We start from the raw sequence: 19,418 nt of genomic DNA on the forward strand, positions 1-19,418 counted from the left end.
AACTGATAAGGAGCAAAAATACAAGGCTCCTGCCAGTTGATAACCCTAAAAAACATATCCACTAAAATCGGTAGATGTGATGCAACGTTTTCTTATGGATTTATCTCTATGCATTCGTATACACCATCTCCTTTGGCCTAAACAATATCCATCGCATGCGCCTGCTGCTGTTAGCTCTGCTGGGTTTAGTATTGGTACGTGAAGCAGCGGGGCAATCCCCATCTACTGCTAAGCAGGGACCAGGTTCTATTGTCGGAACGGTAATGGACTCCCTGACCCGCCAGCCGTTGTCCGAAGCCTCGGTGTCGGTATTGGCCGCCCGGGACTCAGCCCTTGTTTCCTTTGCCATTACCGATGCCGCGGGGAAGTTCGCGTTCCGCAACCTGGCCGAAGGGCGCTACCGGGTCGTGGTTACGTTTGTAGGGTACCGTAGCCGTCTGAAACGGGCCGTGATTACAACCGCCAGCCCGAGTGTCGATGTCGGTACGTTTGACCTGGTGCCACAGTCGCAGACGCTCGGGGAAGTATCCGTGCAGGGCGAACGCGCCCCTGTAGCTGTCAAGGGCGATACGGTTGAATTCAACGCCGGATCGTTCAAAACTCAGCCGAATGCGCCGGTTGAGGATCTGCTCAAAAAACTGCCCGGCGTGGAGGTAGACGGCGACGGTGCCGTCAAAGCCAAGGGTAAAGATGTCAAAAAGATACTGGTGGATGGGAAACCGTTCTTCGGCGATGATCCCAAGATGGCAACCCGAAATCTGCCCGCTGAGATTATCGATAAGGTTCAGGTGTACGACCAGCGCTCCGAGCAGTCGCAGTTTTCGGGCGTTGACGATGGCGAACGTGAGGTAACAATCAACATCACGACCCGGCGCGACCGTCGTAAGGGAACGTTTGGGCAGCAGGCTGTGGGTATCGGGCCGCGTCCCGGTGATGGCCTGCCGGGCGATGATCCGCGGTACTTTGCCCGCCTGAATCTGAACCGGTTTAATAATGGCCGGCAGTTTTCGGTAATGGGCATGGCCAACAATATTAACCAGCAGGGTTTTTCAGCCCAGGACCTGGGCTTAGGGGGCGGAGTTGGTTCCGGGCCGGGGGCCTTGTCGGCCCGGACGGGGGGCGGGGGCGCAATTGGTCGGGGTGGGGGCGGATCGCTTGGCTTTGGCGGTAACAACAACGCCATTACCCGGTCGCTGGCCGGTGGATTGAACTACCGGGATGCATGGGGGAAAAAGATCGAGGTGGCCGGGAGTTATTTCTTAACCAACACCAATACGTTTACCGACCAGCGCAGCCGACGGGAGAACGTATTACCGAGCGAAACATCGCCTAATTCGTCTACAACCGGAACCAGCCGGGTCGATTCGGCTTTTGTGACAAACCGGCAGAACGGATCGGAAATCAGTAACACGAACCACCGGTTTAACCTGCGCTTTGAATACAAAATCGACTCCCTGACTACGTTACGGATTTTGCCCAACTTCTCGTGGCTGAATTCAAGCTACGAAAGCCAGAGCGATGCCCGGACGGTGGATGCCACGGGTGCTCTGGTAAACACGAGCAATACCAATTATTCATCGACCGGCAGCGGGTTGAACGGTAGCAACAACGTCCTGTTGCTGCATCGGTTCCGCAAGCGGGGCCGCACCGTATCGCTGAACTGGAACATGAATGTGAGCAACCAGAGCAACGAAGGATTTAACCGGTCAGTCAATTCGTTTGCGACGCCAAACACGCCCCTGCCGGGCACGGAAGGTCCGGGCAGCACGACCTCCGCATCCGGGTTGTTTTCGCGGGAGATTAACCAGCGCAACGAGCAGCAGACACGCTCGATGACCAACGGCGTAAATCTGACCTATACGGAGCCGCTGTCGTTGAAACAGACGCTGGAACTGCATTACGCGCTGTCGAACAACCGGAATACTTCCAACCGCACCGTAGCCGACTACAACGAAGCGACTGGTCAATACGACCAGCCGAACGCGCTGCTGAGTAACCGCTTTATCAATACGTTCATGACCAACCGGGCGGGGGTGACATGGCAGACCCGGCAGACAAAATTCTTCTACGCGCTGGGGGTAGATGTGCAGCAGGCCGGTTTGAGTTCCGATAACCAGACGCGCGATACGAGCTTTACGCGGACGTTCACGAACGTACTGCCGAATGCTTTGTTCACGTACACGTTCGACAAGAACCGGAGCCTGAACATCAATTACCGGACGCGCATCAACGCGCCGAGCGTGAACCAACTGCAACCGGTACCCGACAACACCAATCCGCTGAACATCCGGCTGGGGAACGCCAACCTGCAACCGGAATACAGCCATAACGTTTCACTGAACTACAATCGGTTCCAACCCGCTACGTTCCGGAGCATGTTTGTGTCGCTGAACGCCAGCCGGACGGACAACAAGATTGTTAATGCCACGACGTTTACCCGAGCCGGCGCGCAAACGACCCAGCCTATCAATACCGATGGTTATTACAGTCTGAACGGCTTCTTATCCTTCGGGCGGCCGTTGATGCTGAAGGAGCAGCGCGTGAACCTGAATCTGGGTACAAACCTGAACTACAACCAGGGGCTAAGCTTTATCAACGGGCAGCAGAACCGGTCGCAAAACTGGTCGGTGGGGCAGCGAATCGGACTGAACACCAACATCAGCGAAAAACTGGACGTGAACCTGTCGGGGTCGATCAATTTCCAGACGGCGCGGTATTCCATTCAGACGCAGCAGAACCGGAGCGCCGGACCGACCACCTTTCTCAACCAGACCGCTACGCTCGATCTGTTCTATCAGTTGCCCCTGCGCTTTACGTTTAACTCGAACGTAACGTACAATAACTACGGCGGCCGGACGGGGAACTTCAACCAGTCGTTTGTGCTGTGGAATGCGACTCTATCGCGACAGTTTTTCAAGCAGAAGCAGGGGGAACTGCGGCTACAGGTGTTCGACCTGCTGAACCAGAACCGAAGCATTGTCCGGAACGTGACCGAAACCTACGTCGAAGAGATACAGAGCCGGGTACTGAACCGGTACTTCACCGTCAGTTTCGTGTACACCTTACGGCGGTTCGGTGGGGGCGGTCAGCCAAACCAGTCGCAGGACGGCCAGGAGCGGCAGTTTCGCCGGATGAACCGGGAGTTTTCGCCCAATGGCCCTGGTAACAGGCCGGGTGGGGGCGAGCGTGGCGGCCGACGTCCATTCTAAACGGTGTTGTTGACCTGTAGGCCGGTTATTGAGTAGGTATGGGGCGGTCTGGTCTTGTAACAGAAACTACGTCTGTCATGAAAACAGGTTTACTCATCGCTGCCCTGTCAACCGTAAGCGCAGCCGCCTTTGCGCAGGGAACATCGGCGCAACCATCCCCGGAGATTCAGATCAAAACGGCGGTGCTGGCCGCGCCGGCCGACAAACGCGACGGGGCCATGGTCTATGGCTACGATGCGAAAGGTGCCTTTGTTGTACTCCGGAAAGGAACCAACGACATGGTCTGTCTTGCCGATGATCCCGCCAAAAAAGGATTTAGTGCTTCCTGTTACCACCGTGATCTGGAGCCGTTTATGAAACGGGGCCGGGAGTTGCAGCAGGAGGGGAAAAAACCGGGCGATGTGCTAACCATCCGTGAGCAGGAAGTAAAAGCGGGGAAGTGGAAAATGCCCAAACAGCCGACGACGCTCTACGTATTGTCGGCCAAGGACGAAAATTACGACCAGGCCACGGGCGATGTGAAGGACACGTACCTGCGCTACGTCGTGTACATCCCCTACGCAACAGCCGAGAGCACCGGACTGCCCCTAAAACCCGAAGCACCCGGCATGCCCTGGATCATGGACCCTGGCACGCACCGGGCGCACATTATGATTAACCCGCCCCAGTCAACTACGCCGAGTGCGGCCAAACAATGAGCTTAACGTAGTAACTTAATTACTTTAACATCGACGCTAAGCCTGATGCGCGGGTAGGGTAGGCAAACAAGGTAGTACGCAGGCTCTCGACCGGAATCTTGTGATTGATGGCCAGGGTCAGTACGTTGATCAGCTCGTCGCTACCGACCCCGAGGAGGTGAGCGCCTACCAGCAGGCCGGCGTCTTCGTCAATAAGCAGCTTATAGCCTGAAATCGGTTCATTAATTCGCCGGGATTCGTACCAGTCGGTGGTTTCGCTGAAGGATACTCGTATGGTTTTGCCGGACTTTCTGGCTGCTTCTTCGCTCATGCCTACGGTAGCCAGATCTGGCCAGGTGAACACCACCGACGGAACGGCCGTTTCGGTGTAACGCTGCTGATTACCGTTCAGAATGTTGGCCGCGACGATGTCTGCCTCCCACGAGGCTACCGGGGTTAGGGGAAGCCCCTTTTCGGCCACATCCCCGCAGGCATAGACAGCCGGGTTGGATGGACTTTGCAGAAACTCGTTGACGGCTACGCCCTTTTCGTTATAGTCTACCCCAGCCTTGTCGAGGTCCAGGTCCAGTAAGTCGGCCGGTCGGCCAGCCGTGTGGACAACCAGACTGGTGTTTAGCGAGCGTTCCTGCCCCTGCTGCTTTATACCGACGCGGAAGGCACCCGGCTCACCCGCCACCGAAACGACCTCGGCATTCAGGAGAATGGAAATGCCCATGTCTTCGGTGGCTTTGACCAGCAACTTGACCAGATCCGGGTCAAAAGGCTCCAAGGGCCGTTCGCCCTGATGCACGATGGTCACTTTGGCACCGGCCTGGCTCGCTACGTGTGCAAACTCAAAGGCGATGTAGCCGCCACCTACCATCACAATGTCATTGGGCAACTGCTCCAGTTCCATAAAGCCCGAACTGTCAGTTAACAGCTCTTCGCCGGGAATGCCGAGCGGGGCCGGGCGAGCTCCGGCGGCAATGACAATGTGATCGGCCTGCAACTGCGTGTCGCCTACTTGAACCGCATTGGGCGCAATGAAGCGGGCCGTGCCGTGGAAGGCCGTAATCCCGGCTTCGGCAAATTGCTGCTCGGTTTTTTCGGGTATGGGGTCGGTGAACGTTCGCTTGAACCGGATCAGTTCTGGCCAGTCGATTCGGGCTGCGGTTGCTATGCCGTTCTCGCGCATGCGCCCGGACCGGGCAACCAGTTCAGAGGCTCCTACAAGTATCTTTTTTTGGTCGCAGCCGCGCTGGGAGCACGTACCGCCGAAGGGGAGTTTGTCAATGATGGCTACGGACTTGCCGGCCTGGTGGAGCTGTTCGGCCGTGCTCTTACCGGCGGTACCGGTACCGATCACAATCGCGTCGAATTGTTGCATACGTACGCCTGACAGGCAGGCAGTCTGGTGAATCGATGGGAATCAAACGTATATACCCAACTAATTAACCACAATCCAGAGCAAAGGTTAGGGAGCTTGCTCCCAGTAATAAGCCTCTATAAACGTACAAACCCCTCCCGGCAGTAAGTCAGGAGGGGTTTGTACGTTTATAGAGGGTAGTTATAAATGCTTAGCCAGTGCTATTTAATGTACCGGAAATCTTCCCCGCCCTTCAGAGCCAGCAGCGTTTCGTACATCAGCCGGACTACGTTCTGCACGTCGTCCATGTGAACGGTTTCGACGGTGGTGTGCATATACTTCAACGGCAGCGAGATTAGGGCTGAAGCGATGCCCTCACTGGCGTAGGCAAAGGCGTCGGTGTCGGTGCCGGTTGAGCGGCTGACCGCCTGGCGCTGGAACGGAATCTGCTGCTGCTCTGCTACGTTGATGATGAAATCCAGGACGTTGTTCTGCACGGCCGGACCGTAGCACAGCACCGGGCCATCCCCGCATTTCAGGTCACCCTGCTCTTTTTTGTCGTACTTAGGCGACTGCGTGTCGTGCGTAACGTCGGTGCAGATAGCCAGGTTAGGTTTGAGCCGGTGGGCGATCATTTCGGCCCCCCGTAACCCAATCTCTTCCTGCACGGAGTTAACTACGTACAGCGTGTAAGGCAGCGTGATGTTGTTTTCTTTCAATTGCCGGGCCACCTCCGCAATCATGAAGCCGCCCATGCGATTGTCGAGCGCCCGGCCCACGTAGTAGCGGTTGTTCATCTCCGTCAGGCCATCGGAGAACGTGCAAACCGTACCGACATGAATACCCATGTCGAGCACTTCCTGCTTCGTAGCCGCGCCCACGTCGATAAACAGGTCGGTTACTTTGGGGGCGGTGTCTTTGGCCAGATCGCGGACGTGGATGGCCGGCCAGCCGAAAACACCCGTAACGACGCCTTTTTTCGTGTGAAGGTTTACCCGCATCGACGGGGCAATCACCGCGTCGGAACCGCCGTTGCGCCGGACGAACAGGTAGCCGTTGTCGTCGATGTAGTTGACGAACCACGAAATCTCGTCGGAGTGGGCTTCAATCACGACGCTATAATCTTTACCAGACCCTATGACGCCCACGGCCGTGCCATACGTATCGACAATGTACTCGTCAGTGTAGGGCTTGATATAATCTAACCAAATCTGCTGCCCCGACGATTCGAAGCCGGTGGGCGAGGCATTGTTAAGGTACTGATACAGGAAGGCTTTACTTTGTTCAGTCATCAGTTTGTGTGTCAGGAATAAATGCAGAGTAGATGAAACGGCGGCCAGCATCTGACGCTACCCGCCGGGGAATTTTGCAAAAGAAACGACCTTTTTTATCCGAACAAAGCCAGATGGTCGGTTAATGTCCGGATCGAGTGAGCCGTTTATCTAAAACCCAATGCGCTGCCGACTTTGCTCCAGATTCTGCCCGAGACCCAGGGCGCGGGCCAGTTCGAAGGCAATCCGGTCCTCGTATTTGCGTTTGTAGTTCTCGACCTCCAGCCGGAGCTTTTCTATTTCCAGTTGTTGCTTCTCGATCGTCAGCCGCAGCGTTTCGAGTTCGTGCTCGACGGTCGGTTCGGCCGGCACAACCTCAACGGCGGGTGTGGGAATGGCCTCGTCAGTCAGCAGAATCAGGGGCGATACGTTCAATACCTGCGCAATCTGGGTCAGGCGCGAGAGCGTTAAATCGGTTTTCCCCCGTTCGATGTCACCGTAGGCCGTAGTCGATAAGCTCAATAAATCGGCCATGTTTTCCTGCGAATAGCCGCGCTGGAGCCGTTGCAGGCGGATTCGTTCGCTGACAGATGTCTTCATATCAAGTATGTACGATAAAATCTAAACCGTAACCGATAGTACTTTTTACGGGGATAACGCATTTTTGCAGAGAAAGAATTCTCGAACTTACATCAACCTTTATTCGTTTCAAACCAAAGGAGTAACCACAATATGAATCAAGAACAGGAATTCCGCAAGTTTGCGGTGCATCATATGGGCCTCAATGGCCTGACCGTAGATGGGTACATGAACCACACCATCAACAACATGACCCGCGCCGTTATTGAAGAGCGCCCGATGAATTTCCGGGAAGTTGACGTGTTCTCGCGTCTGATGGCCGACCGGATTATTTTCATGGGCCTACCCGTAGATGACAACATTGCGAACATCATCGTAGCGCAGTTGCTCTTCCTCGAATCAGCCGATCCGAAGAAAGATATTCTGATGTATATCAACAGCCCTGGTGGCTCTGTATATGCCGGTCTGGGCATCTACGACACCATGCAGTATGTCCGCCCGGATGTAGCCACGGTCTGCACAAGCCTGGCCGCGTCCATGGGAGCCGTATTGCTGGCCGGTGGTGCTGCCGGTAAGCGTTCTGCGTTGCCGCATGCTCGTATCATGATTCACCAGCCGTCGGGTGGTGCGCAGGGGCAGTCGGTGGATATTGAAATCACCGCCCGTGAGATTGTGAAGCTGCGGGAAGAACTGTACACCATTCTTGCCAATCACTCGGGCAAGTCGGTTGAGCAGATTGAAAAAGATTCGGACCGCGACAAATGGATGCGGGCCGAAGAAGCTAAAGAATACGGTCTGATCGACGAAGTGCTGCGCCGGGATCGCGCGTAAGCCTCCGACGAGAGAAACCAGCTAAGCCGAAGCGAAGGGACTTCCAGATCCCTTCGCTTTTTTGTTTTGCGCACAACTCCGATTTTTGCCGGGCATCCGACCAACCGGATTCAACCATCGCATGATTACGCCGTCTCGCCATCTGTTGCCCTCAAAACTGCCCAACGTCGGAACGACCATTTTTACGGTCATGTCCCGACTGGCGCAGGACACTGGTGCTATTAATTTATCACAGGGATTTCCCAGTTTCGACTGCTCGCCCGATCTGGTAGCGCTGGTCGAGAAGTACCTGCGCAAGGGAGCCAATCAGTATGCGCCCATGGCGGGTGTTCCGGCGTTGCGGGAGGCTCTGGCTCATAAAACACTGGCTGCGTATGGGGTGAGCTACGACCCCGAAACGGAAATCACCGTTACGTCCGGCGCAACCGAGGCTCTGTATGCTGCCGTGGCCGCTGTAGTCCGGCCTGGCGACGAGGTGTTGGTGTTCGAACCTGCCTACGATAGCTACGTACCAGCGGTTGAACTGAACGGTGGTAGTCCCGTTTTCGTAACCCTGACGCCACCCGATTACCTGATTGACTGGGAAGAGGTACGTAGTAAAGTAACCGACAGAACGCGGCTGATCATGGTCAATACGCCCCACAACCCAACGGGCCGTGTCTGGACTACCGATGACCTGAACCAACTGGCCGACATTGTTCAGGATAAACCGATCTGGGTAGTAAGCGATGAAGTGTATGAACACATCCTCTTCGAGGGTCGGACCCATCACTCGCTCATGACCCACCCGGTGCTACGGGAACGAACGTTTATCTGCGGTTCGTTTGGTAAGACGTTTCACATCACAGGCTGGAAAATTGGCTACTGCCTGGCACCCGCCGGGCTGACGACCGAGTTTCGGAAGGTGCACCAGTTCCTGACATTCAGCACCGTTACGCCCATGCAGTACGCCCTGGCCGATTTTCTTAGCGTTCCTGAGCACTACGAGTCGTTACCGGCTTTCTACGAACGCAAGCGCAACCTGTTTCTCGACAGCATCAGCGGATCGCGGTTTCGGTTCAAGCCCGCCGAGGGGAGTTTCTTCCAGATTCTTTCATACGCCGGGATCACCGACGAACCTGATTATGATCTGGCCATCCGGCTGACGAAGGAGATCGGCATTGCTTCTGTTCCCGTATCGGTGTTTTATCAGCAACGGAATGATTATCAGTTACTGCGCTTCTGCTTTGCCAAAGACGACGAACTGCTGCTGCGGGCCGGCGAACGATTAAGTCGCTTATAAATAACCGATTAATAAAGGTTTCGTGAGTTTATGTATAGTAGCGGTTGGTTACTAACCTACCGATGGATAAATTTGCTTTTACTAGGTAGCCAAATCCTAACTCATCGCGCTTTTTTGGCAGGATTTTACCAACAAAGACTTTAAACGAATAGTTGAACGAGTCCCAGCGAATAGCTTCTTACTGGCTGAGTAGCTGGGTATAACCAGAATATTTACACTGCAAACGTACATGCCACAAATCAGTTGCTCGTTCTGCGGACGGCGCAAAAACGAGGTGATGCTGCTGCTGTCGGGGATAGACGCGCACATCTGTAACTACTGCATTGAGCAGGGGCACCAGGTGGTGCTGGAAGAAATGCGTCCCCGGCGAAGCGAACCCAGTGAGGTTCATTTCAACCTGATCAAGCCCGTAGAAATGAAGCGCCACCTCGATCAGTACGTTATTGGTCAGGATGAGGCTAAGAAGGCAATTACCGTTGCCGTATACAACCACTACAAGCGGCTCATGCAGCCCAAAACCCAGGATGAGGTAACGATTGAGAAATCGAACATCATTATGGTGGGCGAGACGGGAACCGGCAAAACGTATCTGGCCCGCTCCATTGCCAAAATCCTCGAAGTTCCGTTCTGCATTGCTGATGCTACGGTGATCACGGAAGCGGGTTACGTGGGCGAAGACGTAGAAACGATTCTGACGCGCCTGTTGCAGGCTGCCGATTACAACGTGGAGGCCGCCGAACGGGGTATCGTTTACATCGACGAAATCGACAAGATCGCCCGCAAGTCGGATAATCCCAGTATCACCCGCGACGTCAGCGGAGAGGGCGTTCAGCAGGCATTGTTGAAACTGCTGGAAGGATCGGTCGTGAACGTACCGCCCCAGGGTGGCCGTAAGCACCCCGATCAGCGGATGATCGCCCTCAACACTGAAAACATCCTGTTCATCTGCGGGGGAGCTTTTGACGGTATTGACCGGCATATCACCAAGCGGATCAACACCCGTCCTATCGGCTTCTCCGGCGACCGTCGTCTGAATGATACGTTCGAGAAAGGCCACTTGATGCGCTACATCTCGGCGCTCGATCTAAAGTCATACGGACTAATCCCGGAACTGATCGGGCGGCTGCCGGTGCTGACGTATCTGGAACCGCTGGATCGGGAAGCGCTGATGCGTATCCTGACCGAACCCCGGAACGCGATCACGAAGCAGTATGAAAAACTGTTCCAGATGGAAGGAATCAAACTCCTCTGGGACGATAGCGCCCTGAACTACATTGTCGATCAGGCGTTGCAATATAACCTCGGAGCCCGTGGACTACGCTCAATCTGCGAATCCATCATCACCGACGCGATGTTTGAAATGCCGTCGCAAGCGGGTGTAAATGAATTGACAATCAGTCTGGAATATGCCCGCGAGAAATTTGGTAAAACCAGTACATATACCTTACGCTCGGTGGCATAGATAAACGTCTGTACTTCTGGCTTTTAGCGAGTTATAATAACGCCCGGCTTCCTTGCAGAAGCCGGGCGTTATCTTTTCCATTCAATCATATATCAGGGGCAATCATAACAAACCAGAGGAGTGTCAGTTGTGTAGGGAGTCCCAAACAATTTACACAACAATAAACACTCAAATTATGAAAATTAGTACACAACGCTACCTGCTGGTACTGATGAGTGCCAGTTTTTTTATGGCCTGTAGCCGTCCCTACGCTACTTTTCAACGTGCTGACCGCGAGTATTTTACAACGGCCAAAGCGGTAGAAACGCCAGTCAGTACAACCACCCCGGAAGCACCGGTATCGCTTGATGTGCCGTCGACATCAGTACAACCCGCTTCAACGCCAGGCATTCAGGCCGTGCAGCAGCAACTGAACGATGCCGTTGCTAAAAATGACAATAAACTGGTCGAGAGTCGGAAGGTACAGAAACGGCTGGCGAAGGTGCAGCAACTGCTGACGGCCGCCGGGCAGAATCAGTCGGCTGTTGCTTCTACAAAAGCTACCAATACCCGCAAGATAACCCTCGTTGAGCGGTTGATGACCAAGAAGTTAGATAAGCAGATTCATAAGAAGCTGGCTCCTAAAAAAGCTACGGCCAACACAACAATTCTGGCAACGGGCGCCGTGGTAGTCATCATCGGTTTGCTGCTGATTCTGCTCACCGCCGGAACCGCCAACACCATCGGTGTCATTGCGTTGCTGGCCGGCGCGATCATCTTATTGGTCGGATTGCTCTAGTGATACAGCGTAATGCCTGTAGAAAAAATAGGGTAAACGCGCTGTATTCTGCTTTTTCAGACGTTCACTCGTTTTTTTGAGCGAAACACAACAAAGTAATGCAAGGACTGTTGTTGTGGTGAATCATAATTCTTCTCACGTTAAATCTTACTATTAATGAGTACTTCTTTCACTAAACATCTCTGTGCAGCCCTGTTGGGCGTTGCCGTTTTCTCTTCATGCAGCCGTCCGGTTGCCTACTTTCAGCCGAGCCAGCGCGAACAATTCCGGGCGCAGACAACGGAAACGGTAGCTGCTACGCCGTCAGTAGCTGTTACGGAAAGCGCAGCAACGCCTGTTGAGTCGGCACCGGCCGAAGTGGCTGCCGCTGAAACGGCTACCCCGGCGGCTCAGGTTGCCCAGGCGCAAGTGGCGCTGGATCAGGTGGAAGCTTATGTTCGTAATGACAACAAACTGGCTACGAACAAAAAGCTGGAAAAGCGGATGAATCGGGTGAAAAACCTGATGAACACCGTCAGCCAGAAAGAAGCGACTACCCTCAATACAACGACCTCAGCGAAGAAGCTGAACCTGTTCGAACGGGCTATGGTCAAGCGGATCGACAAGCAGATTAAGAGCAAAATGGCTCCGGACAAAACCAAGAAAACGATGGCAACCACCCTGCTGAAAGCGGGTCTGATCATTGGTATCATCGGTTTGATTCTGCTGCTGGTTGGCAATGGGATCGGAGCCACTATCGGTCTGATTGCATTGATTGCGGGCCTTGTCCTGATTATCCTGGATCTTGTTAACGCCTGATGATGAGCGAGTCAGTCGCTTTGGTGTTACTCCATGGTCATGGCGTAGATGCTTCCATCTGGGACGGCATCTACGCCGGTTTGTCTACAGATGCGCGGGTGCTGCGACCGGATTTTTCGCGGCTCACAAACCACAGTACGATCGAAGCCTACGCTGAAGATCTGTACGGCCGGTTGCAGAATGGTCAGGTGGATAAATGTGCTGTGATTGGGCACTCGATGGGCGGCTACATTGCCCTGGCGTTCGCTGAAAAATACCCGGATATGATTCAGGGACTTGGCCTGTTTCACTCCACGGCTTTCGCTGATGATGAACCGAAGAAAGAGCAACGGCGACAAGTGATTCGGAAACTGGACGAGGATGGTACGCGCTCATTTCTGGAAACGGCGATACCGAACATGTTTGCGCCGGATAACCGGGATGCGATGAGCGAAAAGGTTCATGCGTTAATCGAGCTCAATAGTGTGATACCGCCCCAGGCTCTGCAGGCTGGTATTCGGGCTATGTTGTCGCGGCCGGATCGGACCCACGTACTGAAGAATGCTGCCTACCCGGTACTGATCGTTACCGGCCAGCATGATCAGATTGTGCCGCCCGAGAAAAGCCATGAACTGGCCGAAATGGCGGCCGATACGGAGCTTGTTGTGCTCGATGCGTCCGGGCACCTGGGCATGATCGAGGAACCAGAGCAGGCACAGGCGGCCATTCGGCAGTTTGTCGACCGTCTGTAATACGATACGTTTTCAAAAATGATAATAAAGGAGGCAAATCGCTTCCTTTTTGTTTTTTAAAGGGGTTTTCACTTGATAATCCGTAAACTTGCACCCAGTTTAATGAATTCCGTTTGCTATCCGCAGTGCAGAAGGGGTAGCAACGTGCGTAGCAGTAATCTACTCCTCTCATGGCAGAGCTTTTTAACGTTTATCCGCTGTACGATATTGAACCTGTTCGGGCACAGGGCAGCTATTTGTGGGACACTAAAGGCGACCGGTACCTCGATCTCTACGGCGGTCATGCGGTAATTTCGGTGGGGCATACGCACCCGCGCTACGTGCAGGCGCTGACCGATCAGCTTAACCGTATTTCATTTTATTCCAATTCCGTACGTATTCCGCAGCAGCAGGAACTGGCCGATAAGCTAGGGGCTATGTGTGGTCATCCGGATTTTGCGCTGTTTTTGTGTAACTCCGGTGCTGAGGCAAACGAAAATGCTCTAAAACTGGCGTCGTTTCATAATGGTCGTACGCAGGTTGTTGCGTTTCGGAAGTCGTTTCATGGCCGAACCGCCGGAGCCGTTGCCGCTACCGACAATCCGGCCATCGTAGCGCCGGTTAACTACAATCAGCACGTTACGTTCCTGCCGTACAATGACTCTGCTGCCGCTCTGGTCGGCATTACGGATCAGACCTGCGCCGTAATTGTCGAAGGGATTCAGGGAGTGGGAGGGATTCACGTTGCCACCGACGAGTTTTTGCAAACACTACGTCGGCGCTGCGACGAAACCGGAGCGGTGCTGATCCTCGATGGCGTGCAGTGTGGCTACGGTCGGTCAGGTCGGTTTTTCTCCCACCAGTTCAGCGGTATCGAACCGGATCTTATCACCACCGCGAAGGGTATGGGCAATGGCTTTCCGATCGGGGGCGTACTGATTTCGCCGAAGTTCAAGGCGTCGTTCGGGCTGCTGGGTACTACGTTCGGCGGCAATCACCTGGCCTGTACGGCGGCTATTGCGGTACTGGACATCATGAAAGACGAGGGCTTACTCGACAACGCGGTCCGCATGGGCGATTACCTGATGAACGGTATCCAGCAGATTGGCGGGTATAAGGAGCTGCGTGGCCGGGGGCTGATGATTGGCATCGAATATGATTTCCCTGTTGAACCGCTGCGGAAATCACTGCTGGTCGATCACCGGATGTTCACGGGCGTAGCCGGTAAGCATACCATCCGGTTATTGCCGTCACTAGCGATCGGCGTCGACGAAGCGGACCTGTTTCTGGAAGCACTGGAGAGATGTTTAAACGCAGAGCGCGCTGAGCTGTAACGCAGAGTTTATGGAGGAATGAGAGAAAATGAGATTACTGAGGAATTCATTGGTTGTGCAATGCGTGTTCATCGTAAACTTGGTCCGGGACTCCTTGAATCCGTTTATGAAGAATGTATTGCTTATGAGTTGACGAAGTCAGGATTATTTTTCGAGCGACAAAAGGCTTTGCCTGTTATTTACGAGACTATAAAGCTTGAGGCTGGATATCGTGTTGACTTCATGCTTGAGCGGAAAGTGATTATAGAGTTAAAAGCTGTAGAGATTTTAAATGACGTGCATCTGGCTCAATTAATGACCTATTTGAGGTTGGCAGACTGTCGACTTGGGTTACTCATCAATTTTAACGTTACACTGCTTCGGCAAGGAATTCGACGCGTTGCTAATAATCTTTAACTCTGTGAACTCTGCGCAGCCCTCTGTTCCTCTGCGTTTAAGAAACAATGACGAATTTTATCTCCCTCGCTGACGTCGCTGATATCGACGCCCTTATTCAGTCCGGCCGCGACGCCAAAGCTAATCCCTTCGCTGATCAGCACCTCGGTCATAACAAAACCATCGGTCTGATCTTCTTTAACTCCAGTCTTCGCACCCGACTGAGCACCCAGAAGGCCGCCCAGAATCTCGGCCTGAACGTAATGGTTATGAATGTCGGCCAGGATAGCTGGGGGCTCGAAATGGAAGACGGCACGATCATGAACGGCGATAAGGCGGAGCACGTCAAGGAAGCAGCCGCCGTAATGGGAAGGTACTGCAACATACTGGGCATCAGGGCGTTTGCGGGCTTACAGGATCGCGATAAAGACTACAGCGAACAGGTGATGAATCAGTTCAAAAAATACGCGGCTGTCCCCATTATCAACCTCGAATCAGCGACGCGTCACCCCCTCCAGTCGCTGGCCGATTGCATAACCATTGAAGAGTTCAAGCCGGTGCCTCGCCCTAAAGTGGTCCTTACCTGGCTACCCCATTTTAAGCCGCTGCCACAGGCCGTGGCCAACTCATTCTGCGAATGGATGAACCAGCGCGATGTCGACTTCGTGGTGACCCACCCGGAGGGGTATGATCTGGCACCGGAGTTTGTGGGTAACGCTCGTGTGACGCACAACCAGGACGAAGCCTTTGACGGAGCCGACTTCATTTACGGAAAAAACTGGTCATCGTACATTCGCTACGGCAAAGTGTTGACCCAGGACTCGTCGTGGATGGTAACGGGCGAGAAAATGAAACTCACCAACAACGGTAAATTCATGCATTGCCTGCCCGTTCGCCGGAACGTGAAGGTATCCGATGAGGTACTGGATAGTCCGCAGTCAATCGTGATCGAACAGGCTGCCAACCGCGAATGGTCCGCCCAGGCCGTATTGAAAGCAATTCTCAATAATCTTTAACCGCAAAGACGCAAAGGAGACGCTAAGAACACTAAGAATCTTTGCGCACTTTGCGATACCCTTTGCGTCTTTGCGGTTGAACTTCTACATGAACAACCTCACAGTTATTAAAATAGGGGGAAACGTCATCGACAACCCCAATGCCCTAAACCGCTTCCTGACCGACTTTGCAAAGCTTCTCGGCGATACGATCCTGATCCACGGGGGCGGAAAAATTGCTACCCAGGTTGCCGAAAAACTGGGCGTGCAGACTACCATGGTCGATGGTCGACGAATTACTGATCAGGCCATGCTGGATGTCGTAACGATGGTGTACGGAGGCCTGGTAAACAAGCAGATCGTAGCGAAACTACAAGCCCTGGATATTAATGCGATCGGGTTGACCGGCGCAGATGCCAATATCATTCTGGCGCAGAAACGCCCGGTCAAGGATATCGATTACGGCTTTGTCGGCGATATAATAGAAGTGGATTCCGGTCGTCTTCAATCGTTTCTGCATCAGGAATTAACCCCTGTGATTGCTCCCCTGACTCATGATGGAGCTGGTAACATGCTGAACACCAATGCTGACACGATGGCCTCAGCAGTTGCCGTTGATATGAGCCGTCATAAGGCCGTAACGCTCGTGTATTGCTTTGAGAAGAAAGGCGTACTGTCGGACCCTACCAACGATGATAGTGTTATTCGGGAACTGACACCAGCGTTATATACGGAGTATAAAACGGCCGGTACGATCAACAAAGGTATGATTCCGAAACTGGATAATGCTTTCAATGCCCTCCGGAATGGTGTTGAACGGGTGGTCATCTGCCATGCCGACGAAGTGGCTATGGCACTGCAGGAGGGAGCCGGAACGACGCTTCGGGTTGCGGCAAACCAGCCGGAAAGCTAGCCGCGCTGGGCTTATTTTTCGGCCAGCAGGTTCACAACGCGCCGAACACCCATGAACCGGCGCTGGTAGTAGCTGGCGTGGAGGTAATCGTAACGAACGCCCCCGTTCCAGGCGGAGTGAATGAATTTGATACGGTCACCGATTACCTCAGTGATCAGGCCAACATGACCGATGCGGCTACCCCCGGCGCTGTGTCCTTTAAAGAAAATCAGGTCGCCGGGCTGCGCTTCTTCCTGATCAATCTCGACACCCACATTACCCTGAGCTGCGCTGGAGTGGGGGAGAGTAATACCAAATCGATTAAAACAGAAACGGGTAAAGCCTGAACAGTCGAAGCCGTTGCGGGGGGAGGTGCCGCCGGAGCGATACCGCGCCGACAGGTGTTGCTTGGCAAAGTGAATCAGATTGCTGACAAGGGGAATCTGATCGTAAAAAGAAGTGGTAGTGGTGGTGAGATCGGATTGAGGTACGGTGGGTACGGTTTGGGCTTGAATCATGCCAAACGAGACAGTACAAAATACTGTCAGGAGCACTTTTCTCATCAGAAACGTAGGTTAAGTACAAGTCCTTTGAGATAAAGATAGAGGTGGCTGGCAAGAACACAAAATTTTTGTGTATTTTTTTCTACACTATTGTTTTGCGCTGGACGTGCCAAAAAATGTTACCGATTGATAATTAACCCGCTACGAATTATAAATTATACGTTGGCTATAAAAATTTTAATGATATGTGTCTAAAAAATTCAATTTATGTACAAATAGTGTTAGGTGCTGATATTAATTAGCTGCTACCAGGCCAATTTGCTGGGAATGCCGAATTGCTTCATCGCTATGCGTGAAATAACAGCAGGAAACGCCAGCGGCTTCGATCTGATCGATAAAGGTTTGAGTTTGAGCCTGATGAGCTGCATGCACCCGGCGCAGGTAAACACAGATTATCTGGTTTGGAAAATGCCCTACGAGTGAAGCATAGATAGCCGGGTCCTCCTGCGTGTCGTCGCCTAATAGAATGAATTTAAGGTGAGGGTATATTTCCAGCAGACGAGCAATGCGCGTAAACTTTGTAGTATGTTTATTCTGCCCGCTTTTTAAAACCTGATGCAGCCGTTTTAGTTGATTGAGTAAATAAATGCCTTTTGGTAAACCGTTTTCCCTGGAAAATGTCATGATATACTCGTAGAGATTCCATTCGCTACTCGAGACGTAGAAGAAGGCATTGGGAGCGTGTTGCTCCGTACCGGCATAAGCAAGCAATTGATAGTGTCTGACTACATCCTTGAAGGGCTGACGACTGTAGGCATTCTGCGTCAGGAGAACCTTCAGCCGTTTCAGGACGGTGGCCGAATGCGAAATGAGGAACGTATCGTCAATGTCGGAGACGCAGGCATACTGCGTTGGATGCGGGACGTATACCTGGCCGATGCCAGAAGCTAGTATCGTGTCGTTTGGAGTAGGGCCAGTCATAAGCGCTACGTCAAGCTGGTGCCATCCAGGAGGAAAAGGGATATCCGGTGTGTATTGCAATCGAAAAAAGCCATCTTTGTCCGTTCTAACCTGAATAGGAGCGTCAGTGATTTGACCAAGCAGTTGAACCGTTGCGTTGCTATACGATCGGGTAATGAACAGGCGAAGCAGCGCAAAGGTGTTGGCCAGTACGTTGCGTCGGGTGGTGGTGAATTTAAGCGGACTTATGTTCAGGACGTGGCCCTGTATGATAAGCAGATCGGGCCGGCCATACCCATGGTATACCTTAACGGTTGGTTCGTTGGTAATGCCTAGCCACCTGAACAATGTTCGCTTCCAACTGCTGGTTCGTTGCATCGTTTCTAGAGTACTATCTATTGTAATACGGTCTAAAGCCGGTTTACACTCACTTAACTGTTGATCTGAAAATAAGTTGAAATTTCTATTTGCCATCAATCCGGTATCAGGAGGGGTTGCCAAGGCCGGTTGGGAAGATGGGATCAGGGCCTATTTCAGCGAATCAGTTCACGAAGCTGATCTGATGCAGTTGACGGGCGAAGACGATGATGTTCGGCTCCGGGAACGGATAGAGCAACTCAGGCCCGACTGTGTGGTGGCGGTTGGGGGCGACGGAACCGTCAAGCTGGTTGCTGAACAACTGCTCAAAACAACAACGCCCTTAGGCATACTTCCGGCCGGTTCGGCGAACGGTATGGCCCGGGAACTGAGTCTCCCGTCGCGCCTGGAGGACTGTCTGGACGTAATTGTGAACGGTCAGGCGCGCCCGATCGACGTCATTGCCATCAACGGAAACAACATCTGTCTGCACTTGAGCGATATTGGCCTGAACGCGCGTCTGGTACGCTACTACCAGCGTAATAACTGGCGCGGCCAACTGGGTTACGCCCGGGGCGTGATTCGGGTGCTGCTGCGGAAGCGACTGCTCACGGTACAGATCCGGACCGAGCAGCAGGTGCTGAACCGGAATGCGTTCATGGTTGTGCTGGCCAACGCCCGAATGTACGGAACTGGTGCCATCATCAACCCTGAGGGCAATGTGGCCGACGGACGGTTTGAAGTGGTGGTGTTACGTCGAATTTCATTCTGGGAGTTTTTGAAAATGTTCTGGCGGTACCGGCCCTTCGACTCCTCGAAAACCGAAATCTTCTCGGCTACGTCGGTTTGCATCGAAACGCGCCGGAAGGTTTATTTTCAGGTAGATGGCGAATACATGGGGCGGGTAGCCCGGATTGACGCCGAGATCCAGCCTGGTCAACTGATGGTTATGCTGCCCCAGACCGCCGATGGCGGGACGGTGCTTTGACTAACCAGTCATGTGACAAAATTTTCATGATAAACTGTTACTTTGCCGGCG

At 53.3% G+C, this 19,418-nt stretch carries 18 protein-coding genes; 13 read left to right on the top strand and 5 right to left on the bottom strand.

Annotated elements, in window-relative coordinates; translation table 11 throughout:
* The first annotated feature begins 155 nt into the window (after window positions 1-155).
* Together BN8_RS05475 and BN8_RS05480 are read left to right on the top strand one after the other, a co-directional pair.
* Complete coding sequence (locus BN8_RS05475) at window positions 156-3,209, top strand: outer membrane beta-barrel family protein (RefSeq protein ID WP_009280819.1); 3,054 nt, start codon at window positions 156-158, stop codon at window positions 3,207-3,209.
* Between the two features lie 77 nt (window positions 3,210-3,286).
* Entirely contained in the window at window positions 3,287-3,907 is a 621-nt protein-coding gene (locus BN8_RS05480; RefSeq protein ID WP_040005473.1) for a hypothetical protein, read from the top strand.
* 19 nt (window positions 3,908-3,926) lie between these two features.
* On the opposite strand, the gene BN8_RS05485 is transcribed toward BN8_RS05480, so the two are convergent.
* The 3 genes from BN8_RS05485 to BN8_RS05495 all read right to left on the bottom strand — a co-directional run bounded on the left by BN8_RS05485 (window position 3,927) and on the right by BN8_RS05495 (window position 7,123).
* A complete protein-coding gene (locus BN8_RS05485) occupies window positions 3,927-5,273 on the bottom strand; it encodes a dihydrolipoyl dehydrogenase family protein (RefSeq protein WP_009280821.1) in 1,347 nt (448 codons plus the stop codon).
* A 200-nt stretch (window positions 5,274-5,473) separates the two neighbouring features.
* Window positions 5,474-6,544, bottom strand: coding sequence for a M42 family metallopeptidase (locus BN8_RS05490; protein WP_040005548.1), 1,071 nt, complete (start codon window positions 6,542-6,544; stop codon window positions 5,474-5,476).
* Window positions 6,545-6,694: 150 nt separating this feature from the next.
* Complete coding sequence (locus BN8_RS05495; RefSeq protein ID WP_009280823.1) at window positions 6,695-7,123, bottom strand: helix-turn-helix domain-containing protein; 429 nt, start codon at window positions 7,121-7,123, stop codon at window positions 6,695-6,697.
* 132 nt (window positions 7,124-7,255) lie between these two features.
* On the opposite strand from BN8_RS05495, the gene BN8_RS05500 reads away from it, so the two are divergent.
* From BN8_RS05500 to argB, 10 genes are all read left to right on the top strand, one after another.
* Entirely contained in the window at window positions 7,256-7,933 is a 678-nt protein-coding gene (locus tag BN8_RS05500) for a ClpP family protease (RefSeq protein ID WP_009280824.1), read from the top strand.
* 121 nt (window positions 7,934-8,054) lie between these two features.
* The gene (locus BN8_RS05505; protein ID WP_009280825.1) at window positions 8,055-9,215 is read left to right on the top strand and encodes a methionine aminotransferase; all 1,161 of its coding nucleotides are present in this window, start codon (window positions 8,055-8,057) and stop codon (window positions 9,213-9,215) included.
* Between the two features lie 229 nt (window positions 9,216-9,444).
* Window positions 9,445-10,677, top strand: coding sequence for an ATP-dependent Clp protease ATP-binding subunit ClpX (clpX, locus tag BN8_RS05510; protein WP_009280826.1), 1,233 nt, complete (start codon window positions 9,445-9,447; stop codon window positions 10,675-10,677).
* A gap of 175 nt (window positions 10,678-10,852) precedes the next feature.
* A complete protein-coding gene (locus tag BN8_RS05515; RefSeq protein ID WP_009280827.1) occupies window positions 10,853-11,455 on the top strand; it encodes a hypothetical protein in 603 nt (200 codons plus the stop codon).
* A 156-nt stretch (window positions 11,456-11,611) separates the two neighbouring features.
* Window positions 11,612-12,253, top strand: a complete 642-nt coding sequence (locus BN8_RS05520) for a hypothetical protein (protein ID WP_009280828.1) — start codon at window positions 11,612-11,614, stop codon at window positions 12,251-12,253.
* 2 nt (window positions 12,254-12,255) lie between these two features.
* The gene (locus BN8_RS05525; RefSeq protein WP_040005474.1) at window positions 12,256-12,984 is read left to right on the top strand and encodes an alpha/beta fold hydrolase; all 729 of its coding nucleotides are present in this window, start codon (window positions 12,256-12,258) and stop codon (window positions 12,982-12,984) included.
* Window positions 12,985-13,154: 170 nt separating this feature from the next.
* Window positions 13,155-14,297 (top strand): aspartate aminotransferase family protein, encoded by a 1,143-nt coding sequence (locus BN8_RS05530; RefSeq protein ID WP_009280830.1) that lies wholly within the window; start codon window positions 13,155-13,157, stop codon window positions 14,295-14,297.
* A gap of 18 nt (window positions 14,298-14,315) precedes the next feature.
* The gene (locus tag BN8_RS05535) at window positions 14,316-14,693 is read left to right on the top strand and encodes a GxxExxY protein (RefSeq protein ID WP_040005475.1); all 378 of its coding nucleotides are present in this window, start codon (window positions 14,316-14,318) and stop codon (window positions 14,691-14,693) included.
* A 47-nt stretch (window positions 14,694-14,740) separates the two neighbouring features.
* Complete coding sequence (locus BN8_RS05540) at window positions 14,741-15,688, top strand: N-acetylornithine carbamoyltransferase (RefSeq protein ID WP_009280831.1); 948 nt, start codon at window positions 14,741-14,743, stop codon at window positions 15,686-15,688.
* 88 nt (window positions 15,689-15,776) lie between these two features.
* Window positions 15,777-16,580 (top strand): acetylglutamate kinase, encoded by an 804-nt coding sequence (argB, locus tag BN8_RS05545; protein WP_009280832.1) that lies wholly within the window; start codon window positions 15,777-15,779, stop codon window positions 16,578-16,580.
* Window positions 16,581-16,591: 11 nt separating this feature from the next.
* Here the strand turns inward: argB and BN8_RS05550 are convergent, their stop codons facing one another.
* Both BN8_RS05550 and BN8_RS05555 read right to left on the bottom strand, forming a co-directional pair.
* Window positions 16,592-17,122, bottom strand: a complete 531-nt coding sequence (locus BN8_RS05550) for a C40 family peptidase (protein WP_009280833.1) — start codon at window positions 17,120-17,122, stop codon at window positions 16,592-16,594.
* Window positions 17,123-17,356: 234 nt separating this feature from the next.
* Complete coding sequence (locus BN8_RS05555; protein WP_144051594.1) at window positions 17,357-18,400, bottom strand: App1 family protein phosphatidate phosphatase; 1,044 nt, start codon at window positions 18,398-18,400, stop codon at window positions 17,357-17,359.
* 76 nt (window positions 18,401-18,476) lie between these two features.
* Between BN8_RS05555 and BN8_RS05560 the strand changes: the two genes are divergently transcribed.
* A complete protein-coding gene (locus tag BN8_RS05560) occupies window positions 18,477-19,367 on the top strand; it encodes a diacylglycerol/lipid kinase family protein (RefSeq protein WP_009280835.1) in 891 nt (296 codons plus the stop codon).
* Window positions 19,368-19,418 lie beyond the last annotated feature (51 nt).

The sequence above is a fragment of the Fibrisoma limi BUZ 3 genome (assembly GCF_000296815.2).
Taxonomy (GTDB): Bacteria; Bacteroidota; Bacteroidia; order Cytophagales; family Spirosomataceae; genus Fibrisoma; species Fibrisoma limi.

What these genes read in the sequence shown, in the direction of transcription:
- BN8_RS05475 (WP_009280819.1), top strand. Translation starts at nt 156, where the DNA reads ATGCGCCTGCTGCTGTTAGCTCTGCTGGGTTTAGTATTGGTACGTGAA.
- BN8_RS05480 (WP_040005473.1), top strand. Translation starts at nt 3,287, where the DNA reads ATGAAAACAGGTTTACTCATCGCTGCCCTGTCAACCGTAAGCGCAGCC.
- BN8_RS05485 (WP_009280821.1), bottom strand. Translation starts at nt 5,273, where the DNA reads ATGCAACAATTCGACGCGATTGTGATCGGTACCGGTACCGCCGGTAAG.
- BN8_RS05490 (WP_040005548.1), bottom strand. Translation starts at nt 6,544, where the DNA reads ATGACTGAACAAAGTAAAGCCTTCCTGTATCAGTACCTTAACAATGCC.
- BN8_RS05495 (WP_009280823.1), bottom strand. Translation starts at nt 7,123, where the DNA reads ATGAAGACATCTGTCAGCGAACGAATCCGCCTGCAACGGCTCCAGCGC.
- BN8_RS05500 (WP_009280824.1), top strand. Translation starts at nt 7,256, where the DNA reads ATGAATCAAGAACAGGAATTCCGCAAGTTTGCGGTGCATCATATGGGC.
- BN8_RS05505 (WP_009280825.1), top strand. Translation starts at nt 8,055, where the DNA reads ATGATTACGCCGTCTCGCCATCTGTTGCCCTCAAAACTGCCCAACGTC.
- clpX (WP_009280826.1), top strand. Translation starts at nt 9,445, where the DNA reads ATGCCACAAATCAGTTGCTCGTTCTGCGGACGGCGCAAAAACGAGGTG.
- BN8_RS05515 (WP_009280827.1), top strand. Translation starts at nt 10,853, where the DNA reads ATGAAAATTAGTACACAACGCTACCTGCTGGTACTGATGAGTGCCAGT.
- BN8_RS05520 (WP_009280828.1), top strand. Translation starts at nt 11,612, where the DNA reads ATGAGTACTTCTTTCACTAAACATCTCTGTGCAGCCCTGTTGGGCGTT.
- BN8_RS05525 (WP_040005474.1), top strand. Translation starts at nt 12,256, where the DNA reads ATGAGCGAGTCAGTCGCTTTGGTGTTACTCCATGGTCATGGCGTAGAT.
- BN8_RS05530 (WP_009280830.1), top strand. Translation starts at nt 13,155, where the DNA reads ATGGCAGAGCTTTTTAACGTTTATCCGCTGTACGATATTGAACCTGTT.
- BN8_RS05535 (WP_040005475.1), top strand. Translation starts at nt 14,316, where the DNA reads ATGAGAGAAAATGAGATTACTGAGGAATTCATTGGTTGTGCAATGCGT.
- BN8_RS05540 (WP_009280831.1), top strand. Translation starts at nt 14,741, where the DNA reads ATGACGAATTTTATCTCCCTCGCTGACGTCGCTGATATCGACGCCCTT.
- argB (WP_009280832.1), top strand. Translation starts at nt 15,777, where the DNA reads ATGAACAACCTCACAGTTATTAAAATAGGGGGAAACGTCATCGACAAC.
- BN8_RS05550 (WP_009280833.1), bottom strand. Translation starts at nt 17,122, where the DNA reads ATGAGAAAAGTGCTCCTGACAGTATTTTGTACTGTCTCGTTTGGCATG.
- BN8_RS05555 (WP_144051594.1), bottom strand. Translation starts at nt 18,400, where the DNA reads ATGCAACGAACCAGCAGTTGGAAGCGAACATTGTTCAGGTGGCTAGGC.